Source organism: Mycobacteriales bacterium (genome assembly GCA_035533475.1).
GTDB lineage: Bacteria > Actinomycetota > Actinomycetes > DATLTS01 > DATLTS01 > DATLTS01.
In genome coordinates, this window is record DATLTS010000041.1 from 18088 (window position 1) to 35016 (window position 16929).

Consider the following 16929-nt stretch of genomic DNA (forward strand, 5'->3'; position numbering starts at 1 on the left):
GCTCCTGTCAGCGGAGGAACAGTCCGGCGTGCTTCGCCAGGTTCAGGACCGGGTCGGGGAAAACCCCAAGCACCACGGTAACGGCCACCGAAAGGGTCAACGCGGCCGAGGTCAGCACCCCGGGGATCACGACCGTCGGCCCGTCCGCAACCGGAGGTTGGAAGAACATGAGCACTATGACGCGTACGTAGAAAAAGGCCGCGATCGCACTGCTCACCGCACCGACGATCACCAGCGGGACCGCGCCCCCGTCGATGGCTGCCGCGAACACCGCGAACTTCCCGGTGAATCCGCTGGTGAGCGGGATACCCGCCAGGGCCAGGAGGAACAGGGCGAAGGTGCCGGCGATGACCGGCGAGCGCCGCCCCAGGCCGGCCCACCGGGACAGGTGGGTGGCCTCGCCGTCGGAGTCGCGAACGAGGGTTAGTAGTCCGAACGCCCCGACCGTAGTCACCCCGTAGGCGAGCAGGTAGAAGAGCGAGCCCGACAGGCCGAGCCGATTGGCGGCGACCACTCCGGTGAGGATGAAGCCGGCATGGGCGACCGAGGAGTAGGCCAGCATCCGCTTGACGTCGGTTTGGGTGATCGCAAGTACCGCCCCGACCAACATGGTCAGGATCGCTACCCCCCAGAGCACGGGTCGCCAATCCCAGGTGAGCCCGTCCGCCACGACGTAGAGCACGCGAAGGAGCGCGCCGAAGGCGGCGACCTTGGTCGCGGCGGCCATCAGCCCGCTGATCGGGGTCGGGGCGCCCTGGTAGACGTCTGGGATCCAGGAGTGGAACGGCGCGGCGCCGATCTTGAAGAGCAAGCCGACCCCGAGGAGTGCCAGTCCGAGGAACAGCAATGTGTCGTGGCCGCCACCGTTCGCGATCGCGTTGTGAATGTCGCCCAACTCGACGGAGTTCGCGTAGCCGTAGAGCAGCGCCAGCCCGTACAGGAAGAACGCGGAGGAGAAGGCGCCGAGCAGGAAGTACTTGACTGCGGCTTCCTGCGAGAGCAGGCGACGACGGCGGGCCAGGCCACACAGCAGATAGAGCGGTAGCGAAAGAACTTCGAGGGCGACGAACATGATCAGCAAGTCGTTGGAAGCCGGGAAGAGCAGCATGCCGGCGACCGCGAACATGAACAGCGGGAAGATTTCGGTCTGGAGCCGACCGGCGGCGACCGCGGTTCGCTCCCCCACCGAACCGGGTGGCGCGGACGCCTGAGCGGCGAACGAACCACCACCGGCGTCCACGGACCGTTCACCGAGAAACAGGACGGCGGCGATGCAGATCACCAAGATGCTGCCTTGGAGAAACAGCGTCGGCCCGTCAACTGCGATCGCCCCGTCCGCGGTGAGCGACCCCGGCCGACCAGCGTTGGCGATGACAGCGGCGAGGGCACCGAGGAGTCCGGCGACGGAAACGCCCACCTGGGTGGCCCACCGCCGGGCCGGACCGACAAACGCGTCGACAAGCACCCCGACGGCGGCCGCCACAGCGACGACGAGGATCGGCGCGAGCGCCGCGTAAGAGATCGAGGGGACGTGGAAGGACACCACGCCGGCGGGGAGCGTCACTGGCCACCTCCGGGAAGGGCGAGCCGATTCGGGCTCGTGCCGGAGGTTTCCGGGAGGGGGACGGCGGGGTCGTGCTCCTGCATCTGGGTCAATGTGGCCTGCACCGCCGGGTCGATCACATCTAGCACCGGCTTGGGGTAGACGCCTAGCCCGACGATGATCACGAGAACGGGCCCGATGACCCAGGCCTCCCGACGACTCAGGTCGGCGAGCCCCTCGTTCCCCTCGCGCAGGGGACCGTACATGGTCCGCTGGATCATGATCAGGATGTAGAGGGCGGCGAGCACGATCCCAAGGGTGCCAAGAACGGCGAAGACCCGATGGCGGGTGAACGTGCCGACCAGCACCAGGAACTCACTCACGAAGCTGTTCAGCCCCGGGAGCGACAGGCTCGACATTCCGGCGACGAGGAAGGCGCCGGCGAGCCAAGGCGCCACCTTCGCCACCCCCCCGAACTGCTCGAGGAGCCGGCCCCCCCGCCGGGTCGCGAGGAACCCGACGATGAGGAACAGCGCACCGGTGGAGAACCCGTGGTTGAGCATGTACAGCGTCGCGCCGACCTGGCCCTGGCTGGTGAACGCGAAAATCCCTAGGCCGATGAAACCGAAGTGCGCGACCGACGTGTAGGCCACCAGTCGCTTTAGGTCTCGCTGGCCGATCGCAAGCAGGGCACCGTAGAGGATGCCGACGACACACAACGTCAGAATGTAGGGAGCGAACACGCGGGACGCGTGCGGGAACAAGGGCAGACACCAGCGGAGAAATCCGAAAGTCCCCACCTTGTCCATCACCCCGACGAGGAGAACCGCGATCCCAGTCGGCGCCTCAGCGGCTGCATCCGGGAGCCAGGTATGGAACGGCCAGAGCGGGGCTTTGATGGCGAACGCCACGAAGAAACCGAGGAATAGCAGGTCTTCGGTCCCGGAGGAGATCTTGCCATGCAGCTGGGTGACCGCGGAAAAGTCGAAGCTCCCGGTACCGAGGTGACCGGCAGTCGCTACGTAGAGCCCAACGACGGATGCCAGCATGAGCAGGCCGCCGGCGAGCGAGTAGAGAAGAAACTTCACGGCCGCGTACGACCGACGCGGTCCGCCGTAGCTCCCGATCAGGAAGTACATCGGGACGAGCATGGCCTCGAAACAGACGTAGAAGAGGAAGACGTCGGTCGCGCCGAAGGCAGCGATGAGCAACGTTTCGGTAGCCAGGACTAGGGCGAGGAAGGTTTTCACGCCATGCCGCGCACCGGTCGCCTCGTGCCAGGAGGCGAGCAGAACGACGGGCACGAGGACAGCGGTCAGACCGATCAGGACGAGACCGATTCCGTCGACGCCCACGGCGTAGTGGGCGCCAAAGGCCGTGATCCAGTCGTGGTGCTGGGTGAACTGGAATCGCGGCCCGTGAATCGAGAAGCTGGCGGCCATCGCGATCGTCCCGGCGAGCACAACCAGGGACGCGGCGAGGGCGACCGATTTAACCAGTTGGTCCGCACCGCGCGGGACCAGGGCGAGAGCGATCATCCCGATGATCGGAACGGCGGCAAGGATGGACACCCAGGGCACCGTCCTCACCCGACCCGAACGAGCAGAAGTGCGATCGCGACGACCGCCGCCCCGAGGAACATCGACAGCGCGTAGGACCGGACAAACCCGGTCTGCCAGCGCCGGAGCCGCCCCGACGTGCCACCGATCGACGCGGCGATTCCATTGACTGCACCATCGACGCCACGCCCGTCGAAGAACACGAGGGCGCGAGCGAGGTACTGACCCGGGCGCATGAAGACCGCCTCGTTGAACGCGTCGCCGTAAAGGTTGCTCCGGGCAGCCCGCGTCACCCCGGACACCGCGACGGGGGGGGCCACCGGGATCTCCCGCCGGCCGTACTGGACAACGGCTCCCAGGATCCCGCCGGCCATCGACGCGATCCCGAGGAGGGACAGGACGAGCGGATTCAGGGTATGAGCAACCGCCCCCGGGGTCGGTAGCACCGGGCGGAGCCAGTCGACGAGCGGGAAAGCCAAGGTGAACAACGCCCCGAACAGGACCGAGCCCACCGACAGCACGATCATCGGGACCGTCATCACCCGTGGCGACTCGTGCGGATGCACGTCCTCGGTCCACCGCGACTTGCCGAAGAACGTCAAGACCATGAGTCTGGTCATGTAGAACGCCGTCACGGCCACCCCGACCAGGGCGGCGACCCCGAGGGCATAACCGGTCGCACCGCCGTAGTCGAACGCGGCTTCGATGATCTTGTCCTTGGTCCAGAACCCGGAGAGGCCGGGAAAGCCGATTATCGCTAGGTAGGCGAGCCCGAAGGTGGCAAAGGTGACCGGCATCACCTTGCGCAGGCCGCCGAATCGGCGCATGTCAACCTGGTCGTTCATCCCGTGCATGACCGACCCGGCCCCGAGGAACAAACCGGCCTTGAAAAAGCCGTGCGCGAGAAGGTGGAGGATTCCGAATGCGTACCCCACCGGGCCGAGTCCGACCGCCAGGAACATGTAGCCGATCTGGCTGACCGTCGAGTAGGCCAACACCCGCTTGATGTCGTCGTAGGCGCAACCGATGACGGCTGCCCCGAGCAGGGTGAGGGCACCCGTACAGGCGACGGCAAGCTGGGCGACGGGGGCGCCATTGAAAATGGGGCTGGACCGGGCGATCAGATACACGCCGGCGGTCACCATGGTCGCGGCGTGGATGAGGGCGGAAACCGGCGTCGGCCCTTCCATGGCGTCAGCCAGCCAGGACTGCAGCGGAAACTGAGCCGACTTCCCGCACCCGCCGAAAGCGAGCAGTAGGCCGATCGCGGTCAGCGTGCCGGTCCGGGCCAGGCCCGACGATGCCCCCGTGAACACGGCATCAAAGGACGTGGAGCCGAACGTGGCGAACATCAACATGATCGCCAGCAACAGCCCTACGTCGCCGACGCGGTTGACTATGAAAGCCTTCTTGGCAGCGGTCGCCGCCGACGGCTTGTAGGACCAGAAGCCGATCAGCAGGTAGGAGGCTAGCCCGACTCCCTCCCATCCGACGTAGAGCAACAGGAAGTTGTCGGCGAGCACGAGCAGGAGCATGGCTGCGACGAACAGGTTCAGCTGACCGAAGAATCGACGACGGTCGAGATCGTGGGCCATGTACCCGATCGAGTAGATGTGGATGAGGGCGCCCACGCCGGTGATCAGTAGCACGAAAAGCATCGAGAGCGGATCGATGAGCAGGTTGGCGCTCACCTGGAATCCCGCGACCGGGATCCAGTGGAACAGGTGCTCGTCGAACGTCCGCTGGCTCGGGTGATGCCCGAACATCGCGAGGAAAAGAGCTAGCCCGACGAGGAAGGCCGCGACGATGGTGCCGCAGCCGAGCAGATGCCCCCACCGGTTGGCCCGCCGGCCGCCGAGCAGGAGCACGGCCGCCCCCAGCAGCGGGAGCGCAACGAGCGCCGCCGTGAGATCGAAGATGCCCGTCGCCTGCGGGTAGGCGTACGTCACGTCGCGCCCTCGCAGCCAGTGAACACCCGGAGATCCCCTTCGGTGCGGTAGGAGTTAGCTAGTACTTGAGCAGATTGGCGTCGTCGACTGACGCCGACTTTCGGGTTCGGAAGATGGTGACGATGATGGCCAACCCGACCACCACTTCCGCCGCGGCGACCACCATGACGAAGAAGGCGATCACCTGCCCGTCGAGGGATCCGTTGATCCGGGAGAACGTGACGAGCGTGAGGTTTACGGCGTTGAGCATCAGCTCGATGCACATGAAGATGACGATCGCGTTGCGCCGAACGAGGACGCCAACCGCACCGATCGTGAACAGCACGGCAGACAGGTAAAGGTAGTAGGCCGGGTTCACGGCTCGACTTCCTTCTCGAGCCGCTCGACGTGTGGCCGACCCGGGCTGATCCGCAGCCCGCCGGACACGCTGTTGGTGGCGACCTCGCCACCGGGCAGCAGGGCCGGGGTGTCCACCGAGTCGTGATCGGCGTATACGCCCGGACCGGGCAGCGGCGCTGGGTTAGGGCCGCCGAGGGAGAACCGCTGCTGCATAAGCTCGCGCTGGGTCTTCGCCGGCACGAGGCGCTCCCGATGGGCCAGGACCATGGCGCCCAGCGCCGCGGTTATGAGCAGCGCGCTGGTCGCTTCGAAGGCGAACACGTACCTGCTGAACAGCAAGTCAGCGATCGAGGTTACGTTGTGCCCGCTGTCGGCTTGGTCGACCCCGAGCGCCTTCACCCCGTTAACCGAACTACCGATCGCGGTGATCAGAAGCACGGAGAAACCGATGCCGAGCAAGATTGCAGCCACCCGTTGGCCGCGGAGGGTCTCCACCAGCGAATCGCTGGAGTCCACGCCGACGAGCATCAGAACGAACAGAAATAACATCATGATCGCGCCGGTGTAGACGATCACCTGCACGAAGGCGAGAAAAGGCGCCTTCTGAGCAGCGTAAAATACAGCGAGACCCAACATGTCGACAGCAAGGAAAAGAGCCGCATGCACGGCGCTTCGGGCAAGCACCAGTCCTAGCGCTGCGAGTACGGCCAGCGGACCGAGGATCCAGAAGAAGGCGGCCTCGCCGGGCCCGGGCTGGGCCGAAGCGAGGACGCCGATTGCGTGCCCGGTCACGGCGCGTCTCCGACCCGCGACCGTAGGCCTGTCACATTCGGCCCATTCCCGTGAACTGGCTCAGCATCGGCGCGCCCCTCCCCAGGTCCCGCCGGAACCGGCGCCACCGCAACGCCGAGATAGTAGGGCCGCTCATCCGCTCCGAGACGCATCGGGTGCGGCGGTTGCTCCATTCCGGGAAGCAAGGGGGCGAGCAACTGCTCCTTGGTGAAGATGAGGTCGGTCCGGCTGTCGTCGGCCAGCTCGTAATCATTGGTCATCGTGAGCGCGCGGGTGGGGCAGGCCTCGATGCAGAGGCCGCAGAAGATGCAGCGCAGGTAGTTGATCTGGTAGATGCGACCGTAGCGTTCGCCGGGGGAATACCGCTCCTCCTCGGTGTTGTCAGCGCCCTCGACGTAGATCGCGTCGGCCGGGCACGCCCAAGCGCACAGCTCGCAGCCGATGCACTTTTCGAGCCCATCCAGGTGTCGGTTGAGGACATGCCTGCCGTGGTAGCGCGGGGCCGTGGGCCGCTTGTCTTCCGGGTAGAGCTCTGTCGTCACCTTCTTGAACATGGTGGAAAACGTGACACCGAACCCGCGGACCGGGGCAAGGTAGGGATCGAACAGGCTAGGCACGGCTGACCTCCTGCGTTTCCGCCGTCGAATCCGGCTCGCCGGGCAGAGCAGGCACCGGATACCCGCCCGGCTCGGGCCGCTCGGCAGTGGGCACTTCCTCCGGTTGCCGCTGCTGCTCCGGCCAGATCCAGATGACGGCGAGCAGGATTAGGACCGGGATCCCGATGTATTCGAGCAGGTGGGCGCGCGAGGTGGTGTGAACTTGGCGGATGGCCCCGACCAGCATGATCCAGATCAGGCTCACCGGGATCAGGACCTTCCAGCCCAGTCGCATGAACTGGTCGTACCGCAGCCGCGGCAGCGTGCCGCGAAGCCAGATGAAGATGAACAGGATTCCAAAGAGCTTGATCAGGAACCAGAGGACCGGCCACCAACCCGTGTTGAGAGTCGGGTCGAGGGACAAGGGCCATGGCGCGCGCCAGCCGCCGAGGAACAACGTGGTGGCCAGCGCCGACACCGTCGTCATGTTGATGTACTCCGCTAGGAAGAACATCGCGAACTTCAACGACGAGTATTCGGTGTGGAAGCCGCCAACCAGCTCACCCTCGGCCTCGGGGAGGTCGAACGGGGCACGGTTTGTCTCCCCGACCGCCGCGACCGCGTAGATGATCATCGATGGGGCCAACGAGATCGCGTACCAGACCGAGTGCTGACCTGCCACTATCTGCGACGTGGACAACGAGCCCGCGTAAAGGAAGACAGCGACCAGAGACAGGCCAAGAGCTACCTCGTAGCTGATGACCTGCGCCGCCGAGCGCAGGCCGCCGAGCAGCGGATAGGCCGAACCGCTCGCCCAGCCGGCGAGCACGATCCCGTACACGCCGAACGCCGAGCAGGCCAGGATGTAAAGCACGGCCACCGGGAAGTCGGTGATCTGCAGCGGGGTGTGGTGACCCGCGATGGACACGACGGGACCGATCGGAATCACCGCGAAGGCCATCAGGGCCGGGATCGCCGAGACCAAAGGCGCCAGCAGGTAAACCGGCTTGTCGGCGAGCTTAGGGATGATGTCCTCTTTGAGGGCGAGCTTGATCCCGTCGGCCAGGCCCTGTCCGATGCCGTAGGGCCCGACCCGGTTCGGGCCGAGCCGCTGCTGCATTCGCGCGACCACCCGACGCTCGGCCCAGATCATGAACAAGGTGGTCGCCACCAAGAAGACGAAGATCACCACAACCTTGCTGATGATGAGCCACCACGGGTCCGAGCCGAAACCTGACGGCACGGCCACGTCGGCGAACGGCAAAGCCCTCATGACTGCCCCCCGGCCGAGAGCGCTACGAGGGCCCCCGCGTCGACGCCCAGATCGCGACGAACATGACATCCCGGCGACCTGGTGGGTAGCCAGACCACACGATCGGGCAAGTCGGCGATTCCAGATGGAAGGGTCACCGCACCTCGTTGCGTCGACACCGTCAGCGGGCCGCCTGCCTGCACGCCTATCTCGGCCGCGGTACCGGCCGAGATCAACGCCCGCGGTAGGCGCCTAGTCCCGGCGAGGAACGGTTCACCGTCCTGAAGGGCTCCGTCATCGAGCAGGTGGTGCCAGCTAGCCAGGATCGCCTGGCCAGCGTCCGGCACCGGGACCGTCGCGCCTTGGTCGTCGATCGTGCGTGCGGACGCCGGCGCCGCGCCGATGCGGCGGAGTTCGTCCCGCGCGGCGTCGGCGTGCGGCAACCCGAGATCGACATCCAGCTGACCAGCCAGGGCGTGCAGCACCCGACCGTCCGGGAGTGCACCGGTCTGTTCGAAGGTGGCCGAGAAGGGCCGAACCCGACCCTCCCAGTTGAGAAACGTGCCGCCCTTTTCGACTGTCGGCGCAACCGGGAGGACGACGTCCGCGCGCTCGGTGACGAAACTCGTGCGCAGCTCGAGGCTGATGACGAATGGCGCCGCAGCGAGGGCGGCCTCCGCCAGGTCCGGATCCGGTAGGTCCGCGATGTCCACCCCGCCGACAATGAGCACGTCGAGCTCGCCGCCCCGGGCTGCCTCGAGAATCTCGGTCGTATTCCGCCCGACAACCGTCGGGATCTCGCCGCCCCAGACCCCGCTGACCTCGGCGTGCGCGCCCGGATCGTCGATCCGGCGGCCGCCCGGCAACAGGTTCGGGAGCGCGCCGGCCTCGACCGCCCCCCGATCGCCGGCCCGTCGTGGCACCCAGGCAAGCCTCGCCCCGGTCTGTTCGGCCAGTCTTACCACTGCCGAAAGCGTGCCCGCCAGCGATGCGACCCGCTCGCCGACGAGGATGACGGCCCCCGGTCGGCTTAGGCCCGCCGCCGCAGCCGCGACGTCCTCCCCGCGGCCGGCGCCGCCGCCAGCGATGGCCCCAAGCAGGTCCGGCTCGGCTCCCGGGATGGTGCGAATCAGGATCCCAGCCAGCTTCGTGAGCCCGGCAGTCGTCCAAGAGGCCACCGAGTAGACCTTCGTCTGCCCTGTGCGCACCGCCTTGCGCAGCCGGAGGAACACGATCGGCGACTCTTCTTCCGGTTCGAAGCCGACCAGCAGCACCGTCGGCGCGGACTCGAGATCGGCGTAGGTCACCTCGAGGTAGCGGCCCGCAACCCTGCCGGCGAGAAACTCCTCCTCCTCGCGCGAGTGCGGCCGGGCCCGGAAGTCGATGTCGTTGCTGCGGCAGACCCGGCGGGCGAATTTGGCGTAGGCGTAGGCATCCTCGACCGTGAGCCGGCCACCGGTCAGAACGCCCACCCGGCCGGCGGCCGGCCGAAGCGCGTCCGCCGCAGCGTCCAGCGCCTCGGTCCACGAGGTCTCGACGAGGTACCCCTCGGGGTCGCGGACCGCCGGCGTCGTGAGCCGGTCCGCGGCGGTGGCGTAGGCGAATGCCCAACGGCCCTTGTCGCAGTTCCACTCCTCGTTGACGTCCGGGTCGGATCCGGCGAGGCGGCGCAGCACGCGTCCGCGACGCCAGTCGGTTCGTTGCTGGCAACCGGAGGAACAGTGCTCGCAGACCGACGGCGTGGACACCAAGTCGAACGGCCGGGCCCGGAACCGGTACGCCGTTCCGGTCAACGCCCCCACTGGACAGATCTGCACGGTGTTGCCCGAGAAGTAGGACTCGAACGGCTCGTCCTCGTAGATGGCGACCTGTTCGAGTGCTCCCCGCTCGAACAGGTCGATGAACGGGTCCCCCGCGATCTGCTGGGAGAAGCGGGTGCACCGGGCACAGAGCACGCAGCGCTCTCGGTCGAGGAGTATCTGACTCGAAATCGGAATCGGCTTCGGGAAGGTGCGCTTCCGGTCGAGGAACCGGGATTCGGCGTAACCGTTGCTCATCGCCTGGTTCTGCAAGGGACATTCCCCGCCCTTGTCGCACACCGGGCAGTCGAGCGGATGATTGATGAGCAGCATTTCCAGCGTCCCGGCCTGCGCTTTGCCGGCCACCATCGACGTCAACTGCGTCTGGACCACCATGCCGTCGGTACACGTCGTCGTGCACGCCGTCATGGGCTTGCGCTGGCCTTCGACCTCGACCATGCACTGACGGCAGGCGCCGATCGGATCGAGCAGCGGGTGGTCGCAGAACCGAGGGACTTGGATACCCAGCTGCTCGGCGGCCCGGATGATCAGGGTCCCCTTGGGCACGCTCAGCTCGATGCCATCGATGCTGAGCGAGACTTCGTCAGCGGGACGGGTGGCATCCACGTCGCGGGATGGACCGTCGGTCATGGATGCGCTCCGGCCAGCACGGCATCCAACTTGAGCGGGCAACTGCCCTGCTCGTAGTGCGCGACATACTCGTCGCGGAAGTACTTGATCGAGGACACGATCGGACTCACGGCTCCGTCACCTAGCGCACAGAAGGCCCGACCGAAAATGTTGTCGCAGGTGTCGAGAAGCGTGGCGATGTCCTCGTCGCTGCCGGTGCCCTGCTCGAGTCGCTGGAGGATCTGCACCATCCAGTAGGTGCCCTCCCGGCAGGGGGTGCACTTGCCGCACGACTCGTGCGCGTAGAACTCGGTCAGGCGCAATGCCGTGTTCACCATGCAGACCGAGTCGTCCATCACCATGATCGCGGCGGTCCCGAGCAGCGATCCGGCTTCCTGAACGCCCTCAAAGTCGAGCGGCACATCCAAGTGGGCATCGGTGAGCAAGGGGGTCGAGGAACCACCCGGCGTCCAGGCCTTGAGCTGATGACCTGCGCGGACGCCACCGGCTAGCCCGAGCAATTCACGCAGAGTAGTCCCCAGCGGCACCTCGTACTGGCCGGGCCGGGTGACGTGACCAGACAAGCTGAAGATCTTCGGGCCCGGGGACTTCTCGGTGCCGATCGACCTCCACCACCCGACCCCGCGATCGACGATGAACGGGACGCTGGCGATCGTCTCGACGTTGTTGACGACGGTGGGGCAGGCATACAGACCGGCCACGGCGGGGAAGGGCGGCCGCAGCCGGGGCTGTCCCCGGTAGCCCTCCAGCGAGTCGAGCAGTGCGGTCTCTTCCCCGCAGATGTATGCCCCGGCCCCACGGTGCACCGTGAGTTCGAGATCGAATCCGGATCCGAGGATGTCCCGCCCGAGATAGCCGGCCGCGTACGCTTCCCGGATCGCACCCTCCACGCGACGGCCGGCGTGGACCAGCTCGCCGCGCAGATAGATGAAGGCGTGTGCACACCGCACCGCGTAAGCCGCGATGACCGCGCCCTCGATCAGCGCGTGCGGGTCGGCCATCATCAGCGGCGCGTCCTTGCACGTACCGGGTTCGGCTTCGTCGGCATTGACCACGAGATAATGGGGCTTGCCGTCCTCCTGTGGAATGAAGCCCCACTTCTGCCCGGTCGGGAAACCCGCGCCGCCCCGACCGCGCAGGCCCGAGTCCTTCACCAACTGGGTGATCTCGTCCGGCGGCATGCCCAGCGCCTTGCGCAGAGCGGTGTACCCACCGGTCCGCTCGTAGCTCGCTAGGGTCCAGGACTGGGGCTCGGCCCAACGCTCGGTCAGAACTGGGGTCAACGGCACCGTTACGCACCCCCCTCGGGCGCCTGCGCCGCGCCGCCCGGGGCGGCGTCCGCTGCACCGCCGGCACCGTAGGTGCTAGCCGCCTCGGCGGCGCTCACGCGTTCCTCGGTGATCCCGTCCGGGACCCCGTAGCGATCAGAACCTGGCGGAGGGGCCAGGTCGGTGCCCTCGAGGCCGGCGCCGCTCCGGCTGTCAACCGGAGTCGGCGGGTCCGGATGCGCCGGCTCGCCCGTGTCCGTCGCTGCCGAGATCGACGCGGCGCTGAGGAAGCCAGCCAGCTGAGCCTCGATTTCCCGGAACGTCACGAGTGGCTCACCACGGGTGGGATGGGGGCGTTCGCCGCGCTGCAACGCTTGCACGACTCCGAGTGCCGACTCCGGGGTGGCGTTGTCGAAGAACTCGTAATTCACTGTGAAGACCGGCGCGTAGTCGCACGCGGCCAGACACTCGGCGTGCTCAAACGTGATCCGACCGTCGGGCGTGGTCTCGTCGTAACCGACCTCGAGGTGGCGAGACAGGCAGGCATAGATCTCTTCACCGCCGAGGATTTGGCAGGCCAAGTTGGTGCACACGCTCACCAACCATTCACCGGTGGGCCCCCGCTTGTACATCGTGTAGAAGGTCGCGACCGCACCCACCTCGGCCTTGGTCAGCCCCAGCTCCTGGGCGCAGAACGCGACGCCATCCGGTGAGACGTAGCCCTCCTCCGACTGCACGAGATGCAGCATCGGGAGCAGCGCCGACCGAGGCCTCGGGTAGCGCGCGATGATCTGCCGGGCCCGGCTCCGGGTCTCGTCGGTGAACGGCACTAGCGATCCACCCCGCCCATCACCGGGTCGAGACTGGCCACCGCGGCGATCACGTCCGCGATCATGCCGCCCTCGGAGACAGCTGGCACGGCCTGCAGGTTCGTGAACGACGGGTCCCGGAAGTGGCAGCGATAGGGCCGGGTGCCCCCGTCACTCACCAAGTGGACGCCGAGTTCCCCTCGCGGGGATTCGATCGCCCGGTAAACCTGCCCGGCAGGGACGCGGAAGCCCTCCGTCACGAGCTTGAAGTGGTGGATCAGGGCCTCCATGGACGTTCCCATGATCCTTCGAATGTGGTCGAGGGAGTTGCCCAGGCCGTCAGCGCCCAGTGCCAACTGGGCCGGCCATGCGATCTTTTTGTCCGCCACCATCGTCGGGCCCGGTCGGAGCCGATCAAGGCATTGCTCGACAATCGCCAGCGACTGCCGCATCTCGCCGATCCGGACCAGATAGCGGGCGAAGCAGTCGCCTTCGGTTTCGGTCACGACCTCGAAGTCGTAGGTCTCGTAACCGCAGTACGGCATGCTCTTTCGTAGGTCCCAGGGCAAGCCGGTGGCCCGCAGCACCGGACCGGTGATGCCAAGCGCGACGCAGCCGGTCAGATCGAGATAGCCCACCTCCTTGAGTCGCTTGTGCCAGATCGGCTGCCCGGTGAGGAGCGCCTCGTACTCGTCGATCCGGGACGGCATGAGCTGGAGGAATTCGCGGACCTTGTCGACCGCGCCGGGCGGGATGTCCTGGGCCACGCCGCCCGGCCGGATGTACGCGTGGTTCATCCGGAGACCAGTGATCATCTCGAAGATGTCCAGGATGAGTTCGCGCTCCCGGAAGCCGTACAGCATTGCGGACAGCGCGCCGACCTCGAGCCCGGTCGTGCCGAGCCAGACACAGTGCGAGGAGATCCGGTTGAGCTCCATCATGAGCACCCGGATGACGTTGACCCGCTCCGGGATCTGGTCAGTGATGCCCAACAGGTCTTCGACGGCGAGACAGTAGACCGTCTCGTTGAAAATCGGCGAAAGGTAATCCATCCGGGTGACGAAGGTGACGCCCTGAGTCCAGGTGCGGAACTCCGTGTTCTTCTCGATCCCCGTATGCAGGTAGCCGATGACCACTCGGGCCTCGGTCACCGTCTCGCCTTCGAGCTCCAGGATCAGCCGGAGCACGCCGTGCGTCGACGGATGCTGCGGCCCCATATTGATGACGATCCGCTCGCTGTCCAGCGGGTCGAGCCCCTCGATGATGGTGTCCCAGTCCGCCCCGGTGACCGTGTAGACCCGGCCTTCAGTCGTGTCCCTGGCCGGCGCGGCGGATTCCCAGTCAGCGTCCTGGCCGTTCACGCGTACGACCGCCGCTCGTCCGGGGGTGGAATCCGCGCACCCTTGTACTCGACCGGGACACCACCGAGCGGGTAGTCCTTTCGCTGCGGGTGACCGGGCCAGTCGTCGGGCATGAGGATCCGGGTGAGCCCGGGATGGCCGTCGAAGATCAGGCCGAACATGTCCCACGTCTCGCGCTCGTGCCAGTTGGCGCCGGGCCACAGACCAGTGACGGAGGGGACGTGCGGGTCGACATCGCTCACCGCGACTTCGAGCCGGACCCGGCGCCCCCGACTCAACGAGGTGAGGTGGTAAACGGCGTGCAACCGCCGACCGTTCGGGTCGGCGGGGTAGTCGACGCCCGAGACGCTGTGGCACACCTCGAAGCGCAGCCGAAGCTCGTCGCGCAACCGCTGGGCAACCTCGAGCAGCCGCTCACGCCTGACGTGCAGCGTGAGCTCACCATGATCGACCACGACCCGCTCGACGGCGTCTTCGAAGTCGGGAAGCACCCGGGCAAGCTCGTCGTGCACCTCGTCGAGGTAACCGCCATACGGCCGTGGGCTCGACCCCGCCGGGAGCGGCTGAACCACCAGCCCACCGAAGCCAGAGGTGTCGCCGGATCCGGTAACCCCGAACATGCCGGCTCGGTGGGGAGGCTGCTCACTCATGCGAGTGACCCCCTCGCGGCGGCCGTCGCCTTCTCGATCGGCTTCACGTAGGGGGAGTCGCCAATCGTCGTGTGCGCGAGCTTGCCGTCGAGCGGCCCCACCCTGATCTTGTCGTGCAGCTTGAGGATGGCGTCCATGAGCATCTCAGGGCGGGGCGGACAGCCCGGGAGGTACATGTCGACCGGGACTACGTGGTCGACGCCCTGCACAATCGCGTAGTTGTTGAACATCCCGCCCGAGGAGGCGCACACCCCCATGGCAAGAACCCACTTCGGCTCTGGCATCTGATCGTAGATCTGCCGAAGGACGGGCGCCATCTTCTGACTGACCCGGCCCGCCACGATCATCAGGTCGGCCTGCCGGGGCGAGGCCCGGAAGACCTCCATCCCGAAGCGGGCGAGGTCGTAGCGGCCGGCGCCAGTGGCCATCATTTCGATGGCGCAACAGGCCAGGCCGAAGGTCGCCGGCCAGAGCGAGTTCTTCCGCGCCAGACCGGCGGCTTCTTCGAGCGTGGTGAGCAGGAACCCGCTGGGGAGCTTGTCCTCTAGGCCCATTACGACGGCACCTCCGCTCAATCCCATTCGAGTCCGCCGCGCCGCCAGACGTAGGCGTACGCGACGAACACGGTCAGGATGAACAGGACCATTTCGATGAGCCCGAAACCACCTAGATGCCCGAACGCCACGGCCCACGGGTACAAGAAGATGATCTCGATGTCGAAGATGATGAATAGCATCGCGGTGAGGTAGTACTTGATCGGAAAGCGATGGCCGGTGAACGCCTGCCGGGTGGTTTCGATGCCGCACTCGTAGGGGTCGAGCTTCGCTCGGTTATGCCGTTTCGGACCGATCAGGCTGCCCCCGACGACGGACAACACGGCGAATCCCGCCGAGAGGATGAACACGGCGATGATCGGCACGTACTCGTCGAGCATGCAGTCCTCCTCTCTACATCGAGGGGCCTCTGAGCCCGCCCGAGTCTAGGTGCCGCGACCATGGCTCCCGTCGGCAGGGTTTCCGCGGGTTGACCAGGCTTTCAGGCCGCCGGAGCGAGCCGGCTCAGCGCGTTGACCAGGCGATCCATGGCGTCGCCGCCGGATGGGTCGGTGAGGTTGGCGAGCAGCTTCAGGGTGAAGCGCATGAGGGTGGGATGCGGAAGCCCGTGGCGGGTCGCGAGCTTCATGACCGACGGGTTCCCGATCAGCCGGACGAAGGCCCGGCCGAGTGTGTAGTAGCCGCCGTAGGCCGCGGCGAGGGCGTTCGGGTAGCCGGCAAGGGCCCGCTCCCGGGCGGGCCCTGCCGGCCGGGCCAGGGCCTGGACGACGATCTCCGCGGCCAGGCTCGCGGACTCCATCGCGTAGGCGATCCCCTCGCCATTGAACGGGTTGACCATGCCGCCAGCGTCACCGAGCAAGAGCACTCCGCGGGTGTAGTGGGGGGTGCGGTTGAAGCCCATCGGCAGCGCGCTCCCCCGGATCGGTCCGGTTGCGTTCTCCTCGACGAAGCCCCACTCGGGGGGCATCTGGGTCAGCCAGCCACGTAGCAATTCGCGGTAGTCAACATTCTGAAAGGCCTGCGAGGTGTTGAGGATCCCGAGCCCGACGTTGCTCGTGCCGTCCCCGATGCCAAACACCCAGCCGTACCCCGGGAGCAACTGATCTCCTGCGACGAGCTCCAGCCAGGATTCGAGCCAATCATCGTCGTGGCGAGGACTGCGGTAGTACCGGCGAACCGCGACCCCCATCGGCCGGTCTGGTCGCCGGGCCAGTCCGAGCCCGAGCGCGAGCCGGCTCGAGTTGCCGTCGGCGGCGAGCACGAGCGGGGCGCGGTAGGTGCGGGTCTCGCCTTTCCCCCCATCGGGCTCCAGGTCCCGTGCGGTTACGCCGACCACCTGGCCGGTCCGGTCGTTGAGCAGCGGACCGACGACAGCCGTGCGTTCGCGCAACCGCGCCCCGGCTTTGACCGCATGCCGGGCGAGGAGTTCGTCGAAGTCCAGGCGGGGGCGAACCAGTCCGAAGTCGGGGAAACTGGCGAGGTCGGGCCACGGCAACTCGAGGCGCATTCCGCCGCCGAGGATTCGCAGCCCGCGGTTGCGCAGCCAGCCAGCTTCTGGTCCGAGGTCGATGCCGAGGTCGACAAGCTGTCGCACGGCGCGGGGAGTCAGGCCATCGCCGCAGACCTTTTCCCGTGGTAACGCGCACTTCTCGAGCAGCACGACGTCCAGCCCGGCCCGCGCCAGGTGATGGGCCGCGGTCGAACCAGCCGGCCCGGCGCCCACGATTACGACGTCGGCGTCCCGCTCATCGGTCACGTCGAGCCCCCAGCCGGGCGGCCCGGGCTTGTGAATCCGTTCACGAGCATG

Annotated in this window: 13 protein-coding genes and 2 pseudogenes; all 15 read right to left on the bottom strand. The window is 66.9% G+C overall.

The features are described from left to right. Positions 1–7: 7 nt before the first annotated feature. Positions 8–1564, bottom strand: coding sequence for an NADH-quinone oxidoreductase subunit NuoN (gene nuoN, locus VNG13_08710; GenBank protein HVA60602.1), 1557 nt, complete (start codon positions 1562–1564; stop codon positions 8–10). Next, positions 1561–3132: an NADH-quinone oxidoreductase subunit M gene (locus VNG13_08715; protein HVA60603.1), complete on the bottom strand. Its 1572-nt coding sequence runs from the start codon at positions 3130–3132 to the stop codon at positions 1561–1563. The genes nuoN and VNG13_08715 overlap by 4 nt, the downstream gene beginning before the upstream one ends. After that, on the bottom strand, positions 3129–5051 hold the full coding sequence (gene nuoL, locus VNG13_08720) for an NADH-quinone oxidoreductase subunit L (GenBank protein HVA60604.1): 1923 nt from the start codon (positions 5049–5051) through the stop codon (positions 3129–3131). The genes VNG13_08715 and nuoL overlap by 4 nt, the downstream gene beginning before the upstream one ends. A 58-nt stretch (positions 5052–5109) precedes the next feature. Then, on the bottom strand, positions 5110–5409 hold the full coding sequence (gene nuoK, locus VNG13_08725) for an NADH-quinone oxidoreductase subunit NuoK (protein ID HVA60605.1): 300 nt from the start codon (positions 5407–5409) through the stop codon (positions 5110–5112). After that, positions 5406–6182 (bottom strand): NADH-quinone oxidoreductase subunit J, encoded by a 777-nt coding sequence (locus tag VNG13_08730; protein ID HVA60606.1) that lies wholly within the window; start codon positions 6180–6182, stop codon positions 5406–5408. The genes nuoK and VNG13_08730 overlap by 4 nt, the downstream gene beginning before the upstream one ends. Further along, positions 6179–6736, bottom strand: coding sequence for an NADH-quinone oxidoreductase subunit NuoI (nuoI, locus tag VNG13_08735; protein ID HVA60607.1), 558 nt, complete (start codon positions 6734–6736; stop codon positions 6179–6181). Before nuoI ends, VNG13_08730 begins: the two co-directional genes overlap by 4 nt. 55 nt (positions 6737–6791) lie before the next feature. Further along, a complete protein-coding gene (gene nuoH / locus VNG13_08740; GenBank protein ID HVA60608.1) occupies positions 6792–8051 on the bottom strand; it encodes an NADH-quinone oxidoreductase subunit NuoH in 1260 nt (419 codons plus the stop codon). Beyond that, positions 8048–10480, bottom strand: a complete 2433-nt coding sequence (locus VNG13_08745) for an NADH-quinone oxidoreductase subunit G (protein HVA60609.1) — start codon at positions 10478–10480, stop codon at positions 8048–8050. Before VNG13_08745 ends, nuoH begins: the two co-directional genes overlap by 4 nt. Beyond that, positions 10477–11769, bottom strand: coding sequence for an NADH-quinone oxidoreductase subunit NuoF (gene nuoF, locus VNG13_08750; protein HVA60610.1), 1293 nt, complete (start codon positions 11767–11769; stop codon positions 10477–10479). The genes VNG13_08745 and nuoF overlap by 4 nt, the downstream gene beginning before the upstream one ends. A 2-nt stretch (positions 11770–11771) precedes the next feature. Beyond that, on the bottom strand, positions 11772–12578 hold the full coding sequence (nuoE, locus tag VNG13_08755) for an NADH-quinone oxidoreductase subunit NuoE (GenBank protein ID HVA60611.1): 807 nt from the start codon (positions 12576–12578) through the stop codon (positions 11772–11774). Then, on the bottom strand, positions 12578–13918 hold the full coding sequence (locus VNG13_08760) for an NADH-quinone oxidoreductase subunit D (protein ID HVA60612.1): 1341 nt from the start codon (positions 13916–13918) through the stop codon (positions 12578–12580). The genes nuoE and VNG13_08760 overlap by 1 nt, the downstream gene beginning before the upstream one ends. Continuing rightward, positions 13915–14547, bottom strand: a pseudogene (locus VNG13_08765) (NADH-quinone oxidoreductase subunit C). Before VNG13_08765 ends, VNG13_08760 begins: the two are co-directional and overlap by 4 nt. A 122-nt stretch (positions 14548–14669) precedes the next feature. Then, a pseudogene (locus tag VNG13_08770) lies at positions 14670–15122 on the bottom strand (NADH-quinone oxidoreductase subunit B family protein). A 17-nt stretch (positions 15123–15139) separates the two neighbouring features. Next, entirely contained in the window at positions 15140–15502 is a 363-nt protein-coding gene (locus VNG13_08775) for an NADH-quinone oxidoreductase subunit A (GenBank protein HVA60613.1), read from the bottom strand. 101 nt (positions 15503–15603) lie between these two features. Next, positions 15604–16878: a geranylgeranyl reductase family protein gene (locus tag VNG13_08780; GenBank protein ID HVA60614.1), complete on the bottom strand. Its 1275-nt coding sequence runs from the start codon at positions 16876–16878 to the stop codon at positions 15604–15606. Between the last annotated feature and the right edge of the window lie 51 nt (positions 16879–16929).

What these genes read in the sequence shown, in the direction of transcription:
- VNG13_08775 (HVA60613.1), bottom strand. Translation starts at nt 15,502, where the DNA reads ATGCTCGACGAGTACGTGCCGATCATCGCCGTGTTCATCCTCTCGGCG.
- VNG13_08745 (HVA60609.1), bottom strand. Translation starts at nt 10,480, where the DNA reads ATGACCGACGGTCCATCCCGCGACGTGGATGCCACCCGTCCCGCTGAC.
- nuoH (HVA60608.1), bottom strand. Translation starts at nt 8,051, where the DNA reads ATGAGGGCTTTGCCGTTCGCCGACGTGGCCGTGCCGTCAGGTTTCGGC.
- nuoI (HVA60607.1), bottom strand. Translation starts at nt 6,736, where the DNA reads ATGTTCAAGAAGGTGACGACAGAGCTCTACCCGGAAGACAAGCGGCCC.